The organism is Sphingomonas sp. ABOLE, assembly GCF_003950455.1.
In the GTDB taxonomy this organism is placed as follows: Bacteria; Pseudomonadota; Alphaproteobacteria; order Sphingomonadales; family Sphingomonadaceae; genus Sphingomonas; species Sphingomonas trueperi.
The window spans coordinates 54,136-69,050 of the sequence record NZ_QQWY01000008.1; the positions used below are offsets into that span (position 1 = coordinate 54,136).

17 protein-coding genes and 2 pseudogenes are annotated in these 14,915 nt (G+C 62.7%); 12 read left to right on the forward strand and 7 right to left on the reverse strand.

Translation table 11 applies throughout. The annotated features are described in order from the left end of the window. Positions 1-174: 174 nt before the first annotated feature. Together CA234_RS06915 and CA234_RS06920 are read left to right on the forward strand one after the other, a co-directional pair. A pseudogene (locus CA234_RS06915) lies at positions 175-1,173 on the forward strand (glycoside hydrolase family 43 protein); the annotation flags it as partial. Continuing rightward, entirely contained in the window at positions 1,173-1,367 is a 195-nt protein-coding gene (locus CA234_RS06920; protein WP_126001224.1) for a hypothetical protein, read from the forward strand. The pseudogene CA234_RS06915 and the gene CA234_RS06920, both read left to right, overlap by 1 nt. Here CA234_RS06920 and CA234_RS24785 read toward each other — a convergent pair. Beyond that, positions 1,336-1,464: pseudogene (locus CA234_RS24785) on the reverse strand (IS5/IS1182 family transposase); the annotation flags it as partial. The gene CA234_RS06920 and the pseudogene CA234_RS24785 overlap by 32 nt on opposite strands. Here CA234_RS24785 and CA234_RS24790 point away from each other — a divergent pair. Further along, on the forward strand, positions 1,417-2,070 hold the full coding sequence (locus tag CA234_RS24790) for a TadE/TadG family type IV pilus assembly protein (protein WP_241213322.1): 654 nt from the start codon (positions 1,417-1,419) through the stop codon (positions 2,068-2,070). The pseudogene CA234_RS24785 and the gene CA234_RS24790 overlap by 48 nt on opposite strands. A gap of 38 nt (positions 2,071-2,108) precedes the next feature. Here CA234_RS24790 and CA234_RS06935 read toward each other — a convergent pair whose 3' ends face one another. From CA234_RS06935 to CA234_RS06955, 5 genes are all read right to left on the reverse strand, one after another. Further along, entirely contained in the window at positions 2,109-3,167 is a 1,059-nt protein-coding gene (locus CA234_RS06935; protein ID WP_241213325.1) for a collagen-binding domain-containing protein, read from the reverse strand. Between the two features lie 762 nt (positions 3,168-3,929). Further along, complete coding sequence (locus tag CA234_RS06940; RefSeq protein ID WP_039191237.1) at positions 3,930-5,021, reverse strand: DNA methyltransferase; 1,092 nt, start codon at positions 5,019-5,021, stop codon at positions 3,930-3,932. After that, complete coding sequence (locus tag CA234_RS06945) at positions 5,018-6,019, reverse strand: hypothetical protein (protein WP_126001226.1); 1,002 nt, start codon at positions 6,017-6,019, stop codon at positions 5,018-5,020. Before CA234_RS06945 ends, CA234_RS06940 begins: the two co-directional genes overlap by 4 nt. Then, positions 6,009-7,169, reverse strand: coding sequence for a ParB N-terminal domain-containing protein (locus CA234_RS06950; protein WP_206431110.1), 1,161 nt, complete (start codon positions 7,167-7,169; stop codon positions 6,009-6,011). Before CA234_RS06950 ends, CA234_RS06945 begins: the two co-directional genes overlap by 11 nt. After that, positions 7,166-7,393 carry a helix-turn-helix domain-containing protein gene (locus tag CA234_RS06955; RefSeq protein WP_039191241.1) on the reverse strand — a complete coding sequence of 76 codons (228 nt, stop codon included), beginning with the start codon at positions 7,391-7,393 and terminating at the stop codon, positions 7,166-7,168. The genes CA234_RS06950 and CA234_RS06955 overlap by 4 nt, the downstream gene beginning before the upstream one ends. A gap of 448 nt (positions 7,394-7,841) precedes the next feature. On the opposite strand from CA234_RS06955, the gene CA234_RS06960 reads away from it, so the two are divergent. The 3 genes from CA234_RS06960 to CA234_RS06970 all read left to right on the forward strand — a co-directional run bounded on the left by CA234_RS06960 (position 7,842) and on the right by CA234_RS06970 (position 9,351). Continuing rightward, the gene (locus CA234_RS06960) at positions 7,842-8,369 is read left to right on the forward strand and encodes an antirestriction protein ArdA (protein WP_039191243.1); all 528 of its coding nucleotides are present in this window, start codon (positions 7,842-7,844) and stop codon (positions 8,367-8,369) included. A 198-nt stretch (positions 8,370-8,567) separates the two neighbouring features. Further along, entirely contained in the window at positions 8,568-8,783 is a 216-nt protein-coding gene (locus CA234_RS06965) for a DUF6499 domain-containing protein (protein ID WP_039191245.1), read from the forward strand. Continuing rightward, positions 8,722-9,351, forward strand: a complete 630-nt coding sequence (locus CA234_RS06970; RefSeq protein ID WP_241213328.1) for a DUF2285 domain-containing protein — start codon at positions 8,722-8,724, stop codon at positions 9,349-9,351. Before CA234_RS06965 ends, CA234_RS06970 begins: the two co-directional genes overlap by 62 nt. 16 nt (positions 9,352-9,367) lie before the next feature. Here CA234_RS06970 and CA234_RS06975 read toward each other — a convergent pair whose 3' ends face one another. Further along, positions 9,368-9,655, reverse strand: a complete 288-nt coding sequence (locus CA234_RS06975; RefSeq protein WP_039191249.1) for a DUF2285 domain-containing protein — start codon at positions 9,653-9,655, stop codon at positions 9,368-9,370. 460 nt (positions 9,656-10,115) lie between these two features. Here CA234_RS06975 and CA234_RS06980 point away from each other — a divergent pair, with 460 nt between their 5' ends. From CA234_RS06980 to CA234_RS07005, 6 genes are read left to right on the forward strand one after another with little or no spacing between them, the layout of a single operon-like run. Continuing rightward, positions 10,116-10,385: a helix-turn-helix domain-containing protein gene (locus CA234_RS06980; protein WP_018426335.1), complete on the forward strand. Its 270-nt coding sequence runs from the start codon at positions 10,116-10,118 to the stop codon at positions 10,383-10,385. After that, entirely contained in the window at positions 10,386-11,462 is a 1,077-nt protein-coding gene (locus CA234_RS06985; RefSeq protein ID WP_126001228.1) for a replication initiator protein A, read from the forward strand. A 58-nt stretch (positions 11,463-11,520) separates the two neighbouring features. Beyond that, complete coding sequence (locus CA234_RS06990) at positions 11,521-12,039, forward strand: DUF2840 domain-containing protein (RefSeq protein ID WP_126001229.1); 519 nt, start codon at positions 11,521-11,523, stop codon at positions 12,037-12,039. Continuing rightward, on the forward strand, positions 12,036-12,581 hold the full coding sequence (locus tag CA234_RS06995) for a S26 family signal peptidase (protein WP_126001230.1): 546 nt from the start codon (positions 12,036-12,038) through the stop codon (positions 12,579-12,581). The genes CA234_RS06990 and CA234_RS06995 overlap by 4 nt, the downstream gene beginning before the upstream one ends. Before the next feature lie 36 nt (positions 12,582-12,617). Beyond that, the gene (locus CA234_RS07000; RefSeq protein ID WP_126001231.1) at positions 12,618-12,953 is read left to right on the forward strand and encodes a DUF736 domain-containing protein; all 336 of its coding nucleotides are present in this window, start codon (positions 12,618-12,620) and stop codon (positions 12,951-12,953) included. Beyond that, the gene (locus CA234_RS07005) at positions 12,950-13,882 is read left to right on the forward strand and encodes a lytic transglycosylase domain-containing protein (RefSeq protein ID WP_126001232.1); all 933 of its coding nucleotides are present in this window, start codon (positions 12,950-12,952) and stop codon (positions 13,880-13,882) included. The genes CA234_RS07000 and CA234_RS07005 overlap by 4 nt, the downstream gene beginning before the upstream one ends. The last annotated feature ends 1,033 nt before the right edge of the window (positions 13,883-14,915 follow it).

The window sequence follows — 14,915 nt, forward strand, 5'->3', positions numbered from 1 at the left end:
TTGACGGTCGATCGAATTTGTCTGACTAAAGCCGCGGACAATGTGCCGATGGTCGAGCCGCTGCGGGTACGAGGGGATGTCATGATCGAAGGCCGGGACACGCACGGGCGCGGCGATGCGGACGTGGACGACGCGCCGTCGTTGCGCCTCGGCCGGCGCAGCCTCATCGGCGGCATGGCGGCGCTCTCGATCGCGCCGGCGGCTTGGGCGCGCGAAACGACGGGGATCGTCAACCCGGTGGTGCGCCAGCGGGCCGATGCGCAGGTCTTCCGCCACACCGATGGCAGCTATTATCTGACCGGGTCGGTGCCCGAATATGACCGGCTCGTACTCCGCCGCTCGAAGACGCTGGCGGGCCTCGCCACCGCGCCCGAGCGCGTGCTGTGGCGGCACCAGGCCAGCGGCCCCATGTCCGGCTTCCTCTGGGCGCCCGAGCTGCATCGGATCGACGGCACATGGGTGATGTATTTCGCCGCCGGACCCAGCGGCGGCGGCGAGGACGTGTTCCGCATCCGCACCTATGCGGTGGTCTGCGACGGCCCGGACCCGATGACCGGCACCTGGTCGGTGCTCGGCCAGCTGCAGACGCCGTGGGACAGCTTCAACCTCGATTCGACCAGCTTCGTCCACAAGGGCCGCCGCTATCTCGCCTGGGCGCAGCGCGAGCCGGGGATCGACACCAACTCGAACCTCTATCTGGCGCCGCTCGCCTCGCCGCTGACGCTCGCCGCCAAGCCGGTGCGGCTGTCGGTGCCGACGCTCGACTGGGAAGTGCAGGGCTTCAAGGTCAACGAGGCGCCCGCCGTGCTGATCCGCAACGGCAAGCTGTTCCTGACCTATTCGGCGAGCGCCACCGACGCGCGCTACTGCCTGGGCATGCTCACCGCGCCTGCCGATGCGGACCTGATGGACGCGGCCAGCTGGACCAAGTCGCCGGTGCCGGTGTTCCAGACCTCCGCCGCGCACAGGATCTTCGGGCCGGGGCACAACAGCTTCACCGTCGACGAGCGCGGCCGCGACGTGCTGGTCTATCACGCGCGCGACTATGCCGAGATCCAGGGCGATCCGCTGTTCGATCCCAACCGCCACACGCGCATGCAGTATTTCGGCTACCGCGCCGACGGCACGCCCGATTTCGGCGCGCCGGTCGCCAACGGACCGTTGCGGCAGCGTTGAAGCGCGCGGTGTCGCGCGTGCTGGCCCTGCTCGCGGCGGCGGGCGGGGCGGCGGCCAGCGCGCCGCGCCCCGTGCCACTAGTGCTGGAGGGCGCGGTCGCCGGGGTGCATGATCCTGCGATCCTCAAGGACGGCGACACCGATTATCTGTTCGCTACCGGGCATCACGCCAGAGCAGCCCGTTGCGGTTGACGAACATGATGCCGCTCCGCAGCCGCCGGTCATCTCCCCTCGGCGGGCCGTGGCGCTTCGGAAAGAACAGCAGCAGTCGCTCGATCTGGTCGTCCATCAGCCTAAACAAGAACCTAGCAGATTGACGAAGCCTGGTCGCTCCCTGCGGGAGCATCTGCCCGGCGGGGAACACGCCGTCGTCGACCGCAGGCTATTATCTGCAGATCACCGCATCGTCCCGGTACCGGGCCGTCGTTCTGCCGCGGGGCATGTTGAACGGGACGCCGATCGTGCAAACCGTTGCGGTACGGCTGCAATGAGCAGGCGGCTCGGTGACGACCGCAGCGGCGCGACGGCGATCGAGTTCGCGTTGCTCGCACCCATGTTCCTGATGATGCTGTTCGGCATCCTCGAGGTGGGGCGGCTTTTATGGGTGAAGCAGGCGCTGACGGAGACCGCCTATAGCGCGGCGCGCTGCGCAGCGCTCGCCTCTTCCTGCAAGTCCCAAAGCGATATCCAGGGTTTCGCCACCGCGCACGGACTGCGCCGGGGCCTGCGCCTCAATGCCGGCTTGGTAAGCTACAATGCCAGCACGACCTGTGACGGTAACGCAGGGGCAGTGCAGGTGACGATCCGCTACGCCTTCGCTTCGCCGTTATCGGGTTTCATCGCAGCCCTGCCGGCGACCGTCGAGGCGCATGGCTGCTTTCCGAAGCTGCCTTGATACCAAGCGGGCGGGGGGAGCCCCCCCGCCCAGACACCTCATGCGGCAACCAGCGGTACGCGACGGCGGCGAAGGATCGCCCCGAGCGCGCCGAAGCCAAGCAGGAACATCGCCCAGCTGGCCGGTTCCGGAACACCGGACGGCGGCGGCGAAAAGCTGCTGGTACCGTTATAGGTGCCGAGATGGATCTCGCCGTTCAGCGTGAAGTTGCGCGCCACGATCGACCCTTCCAGCGCGCTGCTGTTCGAAACCGTTGCGTCGGGCGCCAGAATGCTGCCGTGAAACCCCTTCAGCGACAGGCTTTCAGCCTGATGGAAATTCCAGATCACCGATTGATTGAGCAGCTTGCTGTTGACGTTGCCCTGCGCCACCAGATTCGTCCCCAACACGTTGATGATCGTGGTCATCCCGCCGGACATGCCGTTGAACAGCAGGTCGAAGTTGGCGTTCGGGTCCTCGAACGCCGCCTCCGTCATCGTGAACACCGCGTAGCCGTTCTGCGCGCCCGAATAATCGAGCGCATTTGAGACCGAGGTGATCGTTGCGAGCGAGGGCAAGGTCGCCAGCTGGCTCGACAAGGCCGTCAGGTTCGCTTGCAGCGCGCGCATCTGGTTCTGCAGTCCGGCAGCGACGTCGTTCGCGCCGCCGGCGGCGAGACTGCTGTCCTTCACGGCACCGTTCAGGCCGCTCACGGCCGTTCCGCCATACCGAACGACGTTGCTGTTGATGTTGAACGTGCCGGTGAGGTTTCCGCCGGCCAGCAGTGTACCGTTGACGCCCCCGGCCGTGTTGAAGTCGATCGACCGGACATCGCCGCCGACGCGTGCGGTCGTCCCGACGCTTCCGTTGGCACCGTTCTGATAGCCAGCCTTGAGGCGGAAGGAACCGTTCGCGTTCCCGACGACGCTCAGCACATCAAAGGACGACGTTGCCGCGCCCTGCGACGTGTTGCCGATCCCGAAATTGGTGAAGTTCGCAGCCGCGAGCTGGCCGACGAACGTCCGTCCTTCCACTTCCTGCCCGTTGGTGGTGAGGGTGTCGAACACCACCAGGTTCAACTCGCGCATCGCCTGAAGGCCCGCGGCCGGATCCGGCATCGCCAGAGCTGGCGACGCGACGAGAACAGCCGCGATGGCGGCGACGGACAGTAGGCGCATTATACCCCCTCCTGGGAAGAAAGCCGACCGATCTGCCAAGCGAGCATGGTCGAGCGTATCGAGGCCCTGCCCGGTAGAGGAGCCTGCGCGGAAGAAGTACCCGGTAATACGAGAGCTTACGTCCCGTAGAGAGACGTGCGGCACACCTGGACGGGATGCTATGGTTTTGATCCACCGAGCGGCCGACGCCCCCCTTGCCCGGGGTTCTTTCGATCACGCGCTAGAGGCTGCTCGGGGCATGGTGCCGCACCGAAGAGGCCGCGATGTACGACAATCCGCTTACGCGTCGGGCCGTGCTCGGCGGCGCTGCGATTTCGCCAGAATGGTCGGTCTGCTGTGCAGCCCGGTCACGAAAGGCCGAGCGGAACCCTTAACACCGTGATGGCGAGATCCATGTCTCGTAGAATAGTGAGGAGGGTCAGTGGGCTTTCCCATGCTACCTCCACCGCATTCTTCCCCACACTTCGCGTAAAATCGTGTCGGATCGGTTGAAACGCCGCGGAACAAAGAACCGCTGATTTCCGCGGTTTTCTAGCAGTTTTCAGCGAGTCCGGGGAGTCCCAAAAAGGGCGCAGGTGGCGGGCCGAAGCCGACGAAACAGAGAACTATACCTACGCTATAGCCCTACAAAATGAAGCGTGAAATTTGGCGCAACCTACAGGAAGAAAAGCACGTTTCTGCAAGAAAGCGGCCTTTGGAGACTTAGCCGACGACAAAGCAAAAATCGTGCTCGACGGTAGGAGATGCCTTTGAGCCCCGGAAGCTGTTAGCTTGTGTCCGCTTAACGGGCGTGGTGACTCCGTCATCGACTGGCTGCACGTGGCGGCCGGTCGCGCCGTTCAGACTCGCCAAAAGGCCATCGAACATCTCCTCCTTCGACAGCTTCCTTCCACCGATCCGAACCACGATCCTTGCTTGAGGTGCCAACAGCGGTGCGACTCCTTCCCACGCTTCTTTCAAGAAAGTCCAGTAAAGGGCCTTGTTGTAATGCCGCCCATCATCTCGCGCTTGGGTGCTCTTGGGGTCTTCGCCCAAAAACCACAGCCGCAGCCACTGGTCTTCTCGATAATTGGTAGTGTCGAGATACGGAGGCGACGTAATTATGTCTGTCACCCTTCCTTCCAAATGAGGAAAGGCCAACTTCGCCTTGCGCGCGTCGGATTCGGCGATTTCTCCACGATTATTCGGGGGAGGCGTACGGAAGCGGAAATCGATCATGCTGCGCAAAATGGCAAACGCATCCCGGTACGGCGCGACATAACCATGTTTTTCCCACCAGCGCACCGAATAAGCCGGCTTCGTACTGATCGTTCGTGGCATCCGATTGCTGAAATAATTCGGGCTTCGGTGAGACTCGCCGTGGAGAGCGCCAAGGCAAAGCGCGGCAATAAAGCGGTCGGTCCGATCATCTCGCCAGTTCAGATTGGCCCGAAGGAACCGCACTTGCTCATAGGTGTCCGCATGAAAGCAGACAGAGAAGAATTCCGTCATGTCTTCCGAAAGGACGGGCGGCGGCAGAATGGAGAAGGAACCTTCCAATTCTGTCAGTCGAGCAACCACATCGTCACGATCTGGCGGATTGCACTTGGCACCCGTTATGCAAACTGCGACAGGATGCAGGTCACATCCAGCGGCTTCTCTGTCATTCAGCAACGCTTCAAAAACAGTCGTTCCCCGACCGCAGAATGGGTCAAACACGACACCATTGAAGCGTGACGCGGCAAGATGCTTCTCCACAAACGCTTCCGGAAACATCGCGAAATATGGGCAGATGGAATGGAAGCGGTGTCTCATGCTGCGGCAGCTCCCCTCGCAGCGTAAGCCTTGATCCACTCGACTGCCACGGCGAGTTGGTCGAACGCTTCAATTGCCACCCCTTGTTCATGAAGTCCTTGTGCCTCTGTCACGCGATAGGGGACTCGAAGACGATGAAGAACATTGCCGAGGACGCGGCAGTCATCAAAAAACTCATCGTCTGGACGAGCGAAAGGTATGATGTGATAGCACAGCATCATTGTCACTGGCTGTTGTCCGAACCAACGGCTTGGAAAGACCTTCTCTAAATGATGTCGAAGCGACTTTTCACGCCAGTTATTGCCAGTCGCGACTTGTCCTGCGGCAAGCAGAAAACCGGGAAGGCCATCCGGTTGGAGACGGGCTGCGAAAACGTCTATCTGGTCGTCTTGAGGCCTCTCAGGCACGCCCACGGCCGCCTGTAGAACGCCATCCCGAAACACCCCCCATATTTCGGCGAGCTTCGTGTGAAAATTGCTCTTGTCCGGTCGGGGATGACCAAAAGACCAAGCCCGGCCGTTTACTTCTGCCGCCAACGCTGCCGTCGCAAAGTACTGGAAATATTTCCGAAGCTCTATGATTTCCGCATCTGTGGGATAAACAGCCGAGCCATCGAGAATAGGCGACACTGCCTTTAGATGCGAAAGAATCAGCGAGAGGACATAGGCGGCTTGCCCATAGGAAGGCTCATTCCCAACATATGTCAGGACATCGCCATTCTCATCCAAAGTGAATGGGTACGATCCACCAAGTGCGTCACGTCTCCCGTCGATTCGCCTGACCGCGCCGGAAACGATCTCTTCCCGGTCGGTCATCTCTTCATCGACAGTCTCGTAGTCGTCTTCGGCGCCGATCTCTGTCGCGTTAATTAAGTCTTTCGTAAACGACCTAGCTTCTTCGGAAAAGAAAGCAGTCAGTTCAAGATAGTCAGCGGCAAGATCGAAGTTCGGATTCTTGGTGTCCACTTCATCATGCGGAAAATAAAGTTCAACTGCCACGTCCGTCCCCCATGGCGTCGCGGAATTTCTTCCTCATTCTATCATGGATGGTTTGCGCCGTTTCGGAAACGTCCTCTGCGATGTTCAGAAGGGATTGATCACGTCCGTCATAGCCTCGAAGACTATTTGCAGCTTCCCTAAGGACGCTGCGGGCGCGAATCAGCGACGCCGACAGGGTTTCATCAGCTGGCTTGGTGCTTGCGTGCGCTTCTGCCAGTGTACCGCCAGCGCGCAGGATATGGAGTCCTTCGGCGCTCGCGAGCGTTTCGCCAAGGTTCTTAATGTCGGGGTTTTGCGACTGGACAACTGGTTCCTTGTCATCATCCTTAGAGCCGTAAATCCAAACCAGCACTTCCCGCAGCCGGTCCAATTTGTCGGCCGGAACAGGATCGGGTTTCGGGTCGTATCGAGACCAAGCGGTTTCAAGTCCCAAATACGTCATATATGTCGAGCGCGAGAGCGCCGTATACAGATGCGAAAAATTGAACTTGGTAATCTTACGATCTGTCAGCGAAAAAACGCCTTCGCGCTCTGCCTGATCTAGAACGTAAATCGCGGCGACCATTCGCTTGATTGTGTCATGCCGGTCACCGATCTTCTCGGAAATTTCCTCCAGCGACACATTCCCGGAATTGTACCATCCGGCCGCAAATTTTGCCTTGGCGTAGGATTCCCACTTCGCCGCACCGTTGATGTGTTTGAAGCCGATGAATGACCGAGCCGCATCCCGGTCCGGGACGCGATAGACAGATACTTCGGCAAGCGATGCCTCTACCGCTTTGCTGATTTCAGGGACGCCGATCTTAATGCGCTCATTTTTGGCGATGGCATCGACAAGCGCAGGTTCGCGAAACAGACGAATAGCCGCCAGCCTGCGGTTGCCTTCAAGAACCGTGAATTTCTGGTCGGCAGGGTCCAACCAGACAATCAAAGGCTCGATGTCCAGATAGCCGTTCGCCGAAATAGACTGGAGCAGCTCGCCCAGTTCTTCCCCCCGGTATAGCTGCGCGACAATGCTTTCATCTGTCGTACGAGCGCTTATGCCCACAAGACGGGGATTCTCGCGGTCGAGCTTTAGCCAATCGACGTTGACTTTGGTCGTATCTTCAAGCGGGACTTCGGCAGGCTTCTGGATCGGATTGTTCGTCATTTTCCTTGCTCCGTCGCGAGCGTCACGCCGCCGTCTACAAAAGTTGCCCCTGCCTCTTCGAGCACACGTTGGATGTCGCGCACCGTGCGGTCATAGGGTGTCCTTCTTCCCTTCTCGAATTCTGCAATGGTTGCGGGTGCTACATCAGCACGTCGAGCCAGTTCCGCTTGACTCATATGCAATCCGGCACGCGCCATCCGGCACTGCTCTGGCGTGATGATCACGTATTGCCCCCGCAGATCGCAGATTCACTCAAAGGTTATATAAAACCGACAACATTGAGTGTCTAGCTGGAAAGCGAGCGGCCTACAGGGCTCCGGCTTAACTTCCGCCCATGTGCAGACCAAGCGCAAAAACGCCGAGGCCTTGTCAGTAGCGGCCTTCCGGCGATCTCAAGCGCAACGTGAAAGCGCGTTCGCCTCCGGGCCGGCGCGGTTACCACCGCGTGATCCTTAACAGGTTTACTAAGGGCGTTGCCCTCGCGCCAGCAAGGTAAGTGGAACCGTCCGGGCCGGTATCCCCAGCCTTCCGCGCCCCAAGGGGCTTGTGCAGGCCGGGTGATCCCCCTCCACCCCGGCCGCCCTTGCTCGTTGCTACCCCAGTCTCGGCGACGGCCAGAAGGTCAGGCGCGGCGTTCCGCTTCGCTGACCTTCAGACCCGAGGATCAGAGACATGACCAACGTATCCGACAGCAGCCCCCGCATCTATGTTGCCTGCCTTGCAGCTTACAATAACGGCTTTCTGCATGGGGCTTGGATCGACGCGGATCAGGACACTGACCAGATCAGGGACGAGATTGCCGCGATGCTTGCGCGTTCCCCCGTCAAGGATGCGGAGGAATACGCCATTCACGACTATGAGGGCTTCGAGGGCGTCAGCATCTCCGAATATGCCGGCATCGACGGCGTGGCGCGGATGGCCGCTTTCATCGCAGAGCATGGCGCACTCGGCGCGGGCTTGCTGGAGCAGTTCGGCGGCGACATGGACCAAGCCGAATCCACCTTGGAGGACTGCTATCATGGTCAGTTCGCCAGCCTTGCCGACTACATGGAAGAGCTGACCACCGAAAGCGTCACGATCCCCGAGGCGCTACGCTACTATGTCGATTGGGACGCGATGGCGCGCGACGCCGAGATGGGCGGCGATCTGTTCACCATCGAGACGGCGCATGGCGAGGTGTATGTGTTTTCCAGCAGGTGAATACATGGTCGCCTGTCCGCACTTGCGGGCGGGCGACTAGCCAGAGCGCGACGATAGTGTAAAGAAGAAAATAACCAATAATGATCGGGTTAGGCGCTCAACATATCTACTTTGAGCGGCTTCTAATACTTCAAACAATACTTGAATCTCTCTGGTCCGGGCGCGGCCTCGCACGCCCCGGCTTTGGGAGGTTACGCCATGCTTAGCATCGACTGGCGTTTCCCGGCGGCATACAGACACGCGAAGCACATTCCGGCCGCCGGTTTCGCTTGGGAATACCTGCGCCGCAACGACGAATATCGTCAGGACTTCCAGACGATCGCATCGACCGGCCAGTCGACCGGGCGCGACCTTGAAGCGTTCGCGCATCGCTGGGGTTTGCGATTTCCCATGCGATCCCGACGCGCCGCATGACCAGCAATCCCCGATCTGGACGCCGAGCCTTCAACCGCAAGCGGTAATGCTGTCGCCGGTCGGTCACAAGGACGGCGACACCGAACCGATATTGACGCTGGGGCATCTCGACGGCCTCGACCTGCGCCGCGCCGCCGATGGCTGGCACGGTATCTGGCAGGTGGATGGCGTCGCACATCAATTCTGGCTGCCCGAGGGGGTGCCCGACGCAGCCGCTTTCTATGCCGTCACCCTGCCGATGGATTCCTTTCTGGAGCTGCGCGCCCACGCTGCGCGCCGTCTTTGGCGGTCCCTCAACGGCCGCGCGCCCGGACCCGACTTCCGGGCCGTTCCCGCGCAGCTTCGGCAATGGCATATCCTGTCCCTGCGCGCGCTCGACGCCCGGCTGCGCGGCGAGAGCTATCGCACCATCGCCGAAGTCCTGCTCGGCTTTCACGGCACCAAGGAAGACTTTGAGAACGATCCGCGCAAGAACAAGGCCCGCCGCCTGGTCGCGCACGGTACCAAGATGATGCGCGGCGGCTATCGCCTGCTTCTTCACTACCCGATCAAGCCCGGCAAGCGTTGATCGGGTGGCGTGGCCCTCACGCCTTGTTGGCTGCCGCTTGCTCCAGAATCTTGCGATAGCCCTCACGCGATAGCCATTGCGCACGTTCGAGGTGGCTCTGCCAGCAACGATAGGTCCGAAGTTCCTCGGCTGCCGGATCGCGGTGCAGCACGATCCGCGCGACTTCTTTCCAGTCCGCGCCCTCGGCCTTCGCATCGAGAAGGCGCAGATAGGTGACGTAGTGGCGTTCGTCATAGGTGGTTATGGCGTCGCCGGCTGGCGCTTCGTCGTCCACATCGGGATCGAGTTCGACGGGAACCCGCATAGTCATTCCCCGTATCCGAGAGAGCTTGTCTGCGGTGCGCCCCCGCAAACGATTCTCTCTGACTCTTGGTGATCGGGGAGTTAGTAACCGTCACGAAACGGCCCCATGGCCTTTAGCTCGGAAAGCCTGTTGTATACGCCACAGGCTCCCCGACCATAGGTCAAGGAGTTGGTGCCGTTCTGGCTGGCACCGGCCATTCGTGAGGGGTTACTACGCCCCAGAGCAGCGCGTCTGCTCCGCTGCGATTCTTAACCGAACCGCGTGGGAATGTCTCTGGCTTTTCGGCGCAGCAGGCAATGAGCCGCTGAAATCCCTCATCTATTGGCCGCGCACCGCCCCGAAGGGGGTGCCGCCAGCGCATAGGCGCAAATGCGGCACGCTACGCGCCGCCGATCCCTCGCCATGGTTCGCCACAGTCCGCTGCCGCCCCCGGCAGCCCAATCCCGACTGGAGGTGATCCATGCCCAACCCACTTGCGGGCCTGCCGCCGCGCCTGTTGCGCACCAAGGAAGCCGCGCGCTTCCTCGGCATATCCATCCGCACCCTTGAGAAGCATCGCACCTATGGCACCGGGCCGACCTATCGCAAAGTCGGCGGTCGCGTCCTCTACACCGTCCGCGATCTGGAAGACTGGAGCGCGGCGGGCGAGCGCAAATCCACCCGCGACAAGACCGCCGGCACCGTCTTTCCCGCGCGTCCGCTCACGCCCGAAGAACGGGGCGACTGCTAGATGCTGCGCGAGGACGACCACGACCCCGCGCAGCCGACCGAGGACAGCGAGCGCAGCCGCCTAGACCCCTTCGTGGTCGCCACAGGCGATGCGCCGCCGCGCGACCAGCGCGACTTGATGGAACGGCCGTTTTTCTCGCTGGCGAAGACCCCGCGCATTAAGCCGATTCTTTACAAGGCCGCCGACATAGAGGTGCAGGTGTTCGGGATGCCCGAGCACGGGATGGCGACCATATGGGACGCCGATGTGCTGATATGGGCGGCCTCGCAGATCGTCGCGGCCGAGAACAACGGCCTCACCACGTCGCGCTTTGTCCGGTTTACGCCCTACCATCTGTTACGCGCCATCGGACGCCCGACCGGCAATCACCAATACCGGCTTTTGAAAGCCGCGCTGGCGCGGCTGCAATCGACCGTCATCGCCACCACCATCCGCAACGGCCCGCATTGGCGTCGCCGGCAATTCTCATGGATCAACGAGTGGGAGGAAATGACGACGCGCGCGGGCCGCGTCGAGGGCATGGAGTTCGTCCTGCCCGAATGGTTCTACAACAGCGTCATCGACCGTTCGCTGGTCCTGACCATCGATCCGGCCTATTTCCGGCTGACTGGCGGCATCGAGCGGTGGCTTTACCGCGTCGCCAGAAAGCACGCCGGGCACCAGCGCCACGGCTGGATTTTCGAGGTTGCGCACCTTCACCAGAAATCCGGCAGCCTCGCGCGGCCGTCCGACTTCGCGCTCGACCTTCGCCGCATCGCAGCCCGCCAGCAACTTCCCGGCTACCTGCTCCAGATCGAGCGGGAAGACGGCCGCGAACTGCTGCGCATCCGCCCCGAAAACCTGTCAACAGGCACTGTTGATAACCCTGTTAATGCCATCGGCAGATCAGGCGCACGGGGTATCGGCACATCAGGCGCATCACTATCGGCAGATCAGGCGCACGAACCGCAGCTATCGCTTTGGCCTGAAAAGCGGAATCCGACCGCTAACTTATCTAACAGAGAATCTAACTCTTTTTCTTTGACGCGCGCGCAGGCGAAGCGTGGTGCCGGTTCTGCCCGAAGGGGCGAGCCATGACGGCCGCGCTCGACGCGCTGCGCCCGCGCAGCCCCCAGCACATCACCGGAGACGAACAATGACCCGTCGCGCTCATCGCAGCGCGCACGGCCGTCCGCTGCCGGACGGGCCTGCGCCCTTCACCACATTGGTCGAGCTGACCTTCGAGAAACGCAAGGTCGAGCACTGGATACGCTTCGGTCGCAAGAGCTACGAGCAGATCATCGACCGCCGCCGCAGCGTCGTCGGCTTCGCGCCGGGCAGCGTCTTCGCCTTCGTCCGATGGGCATCTGGTGAGCATGGCACTGTCGTTTCCCGCATCGACATTGTGCGGGCAATCGGGCGCGGCGAGCCGTTCCAAACATTGCCGTTCGTGCGCCCCGGCGGCGAAATCCTGTTGCGCCTCGATAGCTGGGCCAAGGTGCAGCGTGCACTTGCCGCCATCGACGCCGTGGATGCGCTCGGCCTCGATCCGGCCGATGCCTCGCCGGATCACTGGCGGCATGTCCACAACCGTTTGACCGCCAATCTGGAGCCGCACGCCTACACCCCCGAGCGACACGCCGCTTGGCTTCACCGCCGAAGGATCGCCCCATGACGCGCCGCCGCACCCTCACGGTGACGGCGCTCGCCGTCATCGGCATCGCCGCCGCAAGCGCGGTCGAGACGCCGACGAAACTCATATGGAACGCCACCGCCAGCGCGCCGGTCGGGTTCTACACCGTCGAGCCGGCCGAGCGGATCGACGTGCCCGAGCTGGTCGCCGTCATGCCGCCCGAACCGCTCGCCGCCTTCATGGTCGAGCGCGGCTATATCGCGCGAGGCGTCCCGCTCTTGAAGCGCGTCTTGGGTCTGCCCGGACAGCGGGTTTGCCGCGCTGGCCGCACGATCACGGTGAACGGGATCGAGATGGGCGAGGCGCTGGAGCGCGACAGCCTCGGCCGCGATCTGCCCATCTGGCAGGGCTGCCGTGTCATCGGCGACGGCCAGCTTTTCCTCATGAATTGGGAGGTCCGCAACAGCCTCGACGGCCGCTACTTCGGACCCATCCCCGCAGCTTCCGTCATCGGCCGAGCGGTCCCGCTCTGGACCGATGAGGAAGGCGTCGGCCGCTACGAGTGGCGCGCGCCGACACACTGAAACCACCCCCCGAAAATCAACCGCAGGAGATTTCCCATGGCAGAAATAGGCACCTTCACCCGCACCGAAACCGGCTATGCGGGAGAGCTTCATTCGTTCGGCCTCCACGAAAAGCTGTTCATCGTCCCGGCCAAGCCGAGCGACGTAAAAAACGCACCCGACTATCGCGTGCGCCTCAATAGCGAGGACGGCCCGGACGCTGGCCCCGCATGGAAAGACTCCAGCGAGAACGCTGGCGAGTTCGTGTCGATGCGATTGGAGGGGCCAATCTTCCCGTTCCCGATCCGCGCCAAACTGTTCCAGTCTAACGACGATCCTTCGGTCTGGACGCTGCGTTGGAAGCATCCCCGGAAAGTCGAGGATGAGGAATGACGGCCCCGCGCGTCCGGCCCGCCATTCGGTCAAAGACCGGCATCCCTTTGTTCGCGGAAAAGCCGTCTCATCCCTTCGTCCCGCTCGGCGACCAGACGGCCGGCGCGCGCAGCGAAGGTCAGGGGCGGCCATCGGCCGGCGCTTGCGCCTTGCCCTTGACCGCAGCGAGCACGCTGGCAGGCTGGCGGCGAAGCGGAGACAGGCCGGCATGGCATTATGTCGTCCTGCTGCTGGCGGGGGCGCTTTCCGTCTGCATAGGACCGGGCGTCGCCGTCGCGCAATCCGCATCGGTCGAGCGCCCGGCCGCCCCCCATCCGTATGCGGCGCACATCGTCGAGGCGTCGCAGCGGTTCGGCATCCCCGAGCATTGGATTGTCGCCGTGCTGCGCGCCGAGAGCGCGGGCGATGTGCGCGCGGTTTCCTCGGCCGGGGCGATGGGACTGATGCAGGTGATGCCCGACACATGGGCGGGCCTGCGCGTCCGCCATGGCCTTGGCCGCGATCCCTATGACCCGCGCGACAACATCCTCGCAGGCACGGCCTATCTGCGCGAGATGTTCGACCGCTACGGCAATGTCGGCGCGATGCTTGCGGCCTATAACGCCGGTCCCGGACGCTACGATGAACACCGCGCGACGGGCCGCCCGCTTCCCGCCGAGACGCGCGCCTATGTCGCCGCGCTCGCCCCAATCCTTGGCGGCGCGGCTCCATCGGATGCACCGTTGCAACCACCGGCACCGCCGCCCGATTGGCGCGAGGCACCGCTATTCGTCATGCGCCCGGACGACACGCGAGCTGCCGCCGCGCCGCCGTCCGAGGTGCAAACAGGCGACGGCCGCGCTGCCGTCCCGACGCGCGACTCCGCCCGTGTGGAGCCGCAGGACGGCAGCATTTTCGTGGCGAGCGCCAGCGACGGAGGAACGCCATGAGGGCGGCGTTCCCGCGCTCGGCGGCGCTGGTTTCGGCATCCGGTCGGGCAGGTTTGCGCCCGGCAGGATTCCCGGCAGGAGGGGCAGAAGAGGCAGAAAGGGCGGAGGGCAAGATTAAAGAAGACGGCACCATATGGGGCCGCTTCTGGAAATTATTGTTGTCTGCACACTGGTTAGGTGGCCGGTTCCGGCACCACGGTTTTGAGGGGCCGCGTGCCGCGATTTTGCGCAAAGCCTTGGCTTTGCTGGGTTTCGGGCGGCACCATAGGCTTAGAACGGCCGTTTTCCAGCGGTTTGGGCTGGAGTCGCGCCCTTGAGCGCCGACGACGAAAACCGCTTCCGTCCAAAGCCCGGCCGCATCCGATCCGACACGCCGAAGGCGGGCAAGACCAAGAGCTTTTTCACGCAGGTCAAGAAGATCACCCGGCAGCATCAGGCAGCGGCCTCCCGCGATCCTTCCATGCCGTCATCCGCCCGCCCGTCATCGCCGGGCCGGTCCCGTGCCGTGGTCGCCAGCGGCAAGGGCGTGAAGCGCGGCCGGGGCGCGAGCTTCGTGCGCGCCCGCAATATCTCCGGCCATTGGCATCATCGCCAGCCCGGCAGCCGCCGCGTCATCGTCAAGCAGCGCAGCGTCCGCGCCGCGTGGAAGGGCGGCCGTGCCCGCGCGCATCTGCGCTATGTCCAGCGTGACGGAACCTCACGCGACGGCGAGCGCGGCCGGCTCTATTCGGCGACCGAGGACCGCGCCGATGGCGACGCCTTCCTTGATCGCGGCAAGGACGACCGCCACCAATTCAGATTCATCGTCTCGCCCGAGGACGGCGCGGAGCTATCCGACCTCACGGCCTACACCCGCGATTTCATGAAACAGGTGGAAGCCGACCTCGGCACGAAACTCGATTGGGTTGCCGTCAATCACTACAACACCGGCCATCCCCATGTGCATATCATCGTCAACGGCCGCGACGATACGGGCGGGGATCTAGTCATTAACGGCGACTACCTTTCCGCCGGCCTGCGCGAGCGCGCCAGC

What these genes read in the sequence shown, in the direction of transcription:
- CA234_RS06935 (WP_241213325.1), bottom strand. Translation starts at nt 3,167, where the DNA reads ATGCCGGATCCGGCCGCGGGCCTTCAGGCGATGCGCGAGTTGAACCTG.
- CA234_RS06940 (WP_039191237.1), bottom strand. Translation starts at nt 5,021, where the DNA reads ATGAGACACCGCTTCCATTCCATCTGCCCATATTTCGCGATGTTTCCG.
- CA234_RS06950 (WP_206431110.1), bottom strand. Translation starts at nt 7,169, where the DNA reads ATGACGAACAATCCGATCCAGAAGCCTGCCGAAGTCCCGCTTGAAGAT.
- CA234_RS06960 (WP_039191243.1), top strand. Translation starts at nt 7,842, where the DNA reads ATGACCAACGTATCCGACAGCAGCCCCCGCATCTATGTTGCCTGCCTT.
- CA234_RS06965 (WP_039191245.1), top strand. Translation starts at nt 8,568, where the DNA reads ATGCTTAGCATCGACTGGCGTTTCCCGGCGGCATACAGACACGCGAAG.
- CA234_RS06975 (WP_039191249.1), bottom strand. Translation starts at nt 9,655, where the DNA reads ATGCGGGTTCCCGTCGAACTCGATCCCGATGTGGACGACGAAGCGCCA.
- CA234_RS06980 (WP_018426335.1), top strand. Translation starts at nt 10,116, where the DNA reads ATGCCCAACCCACTTGCGGGCCTGCCGCCGCGCCTGTTGCGCACCAAG.
- CA234_RS06985 (WP_126001228.1), top strand. Translation starts at nt 10,386, where the DNA reads ATGCTGCGCGAGGACGACCACGACCCCGCGCAGCCGACCGAGGACAGC.
- CA234_RS06990 (WP_126001229.1), top strand. Translation starts at nt 11,521, where the DNA reads ATGACCCGTCGCGCTCATCGCAGCGCGCACGGCCGTCCGCTGCCGGAC.
- CA234_RS06995 (WP_126001230.1), top strand. Translation starts at nt 12,036, where the DNA reads ATGACGCGCCGCCGCACCCTCACGGTGACGGCGCTCGCCGTCATCGGC.
- CA234_RS07000 (WP_126001231.1), top strand. Translation starts at nt 12,618, where the DNA reads ATGGCAGAAATAGGCACCTTCACCCGCACCGAAACCGGCTATGCGGGA.
- CA234_RS07005 (WP_126001232.1), top strand. Translation starts at nt 12,950, where the DNA reads ATGACGGCCCCGCGCGTCCGGCCCGCCATTCGGTCAAAGACCGGCATC.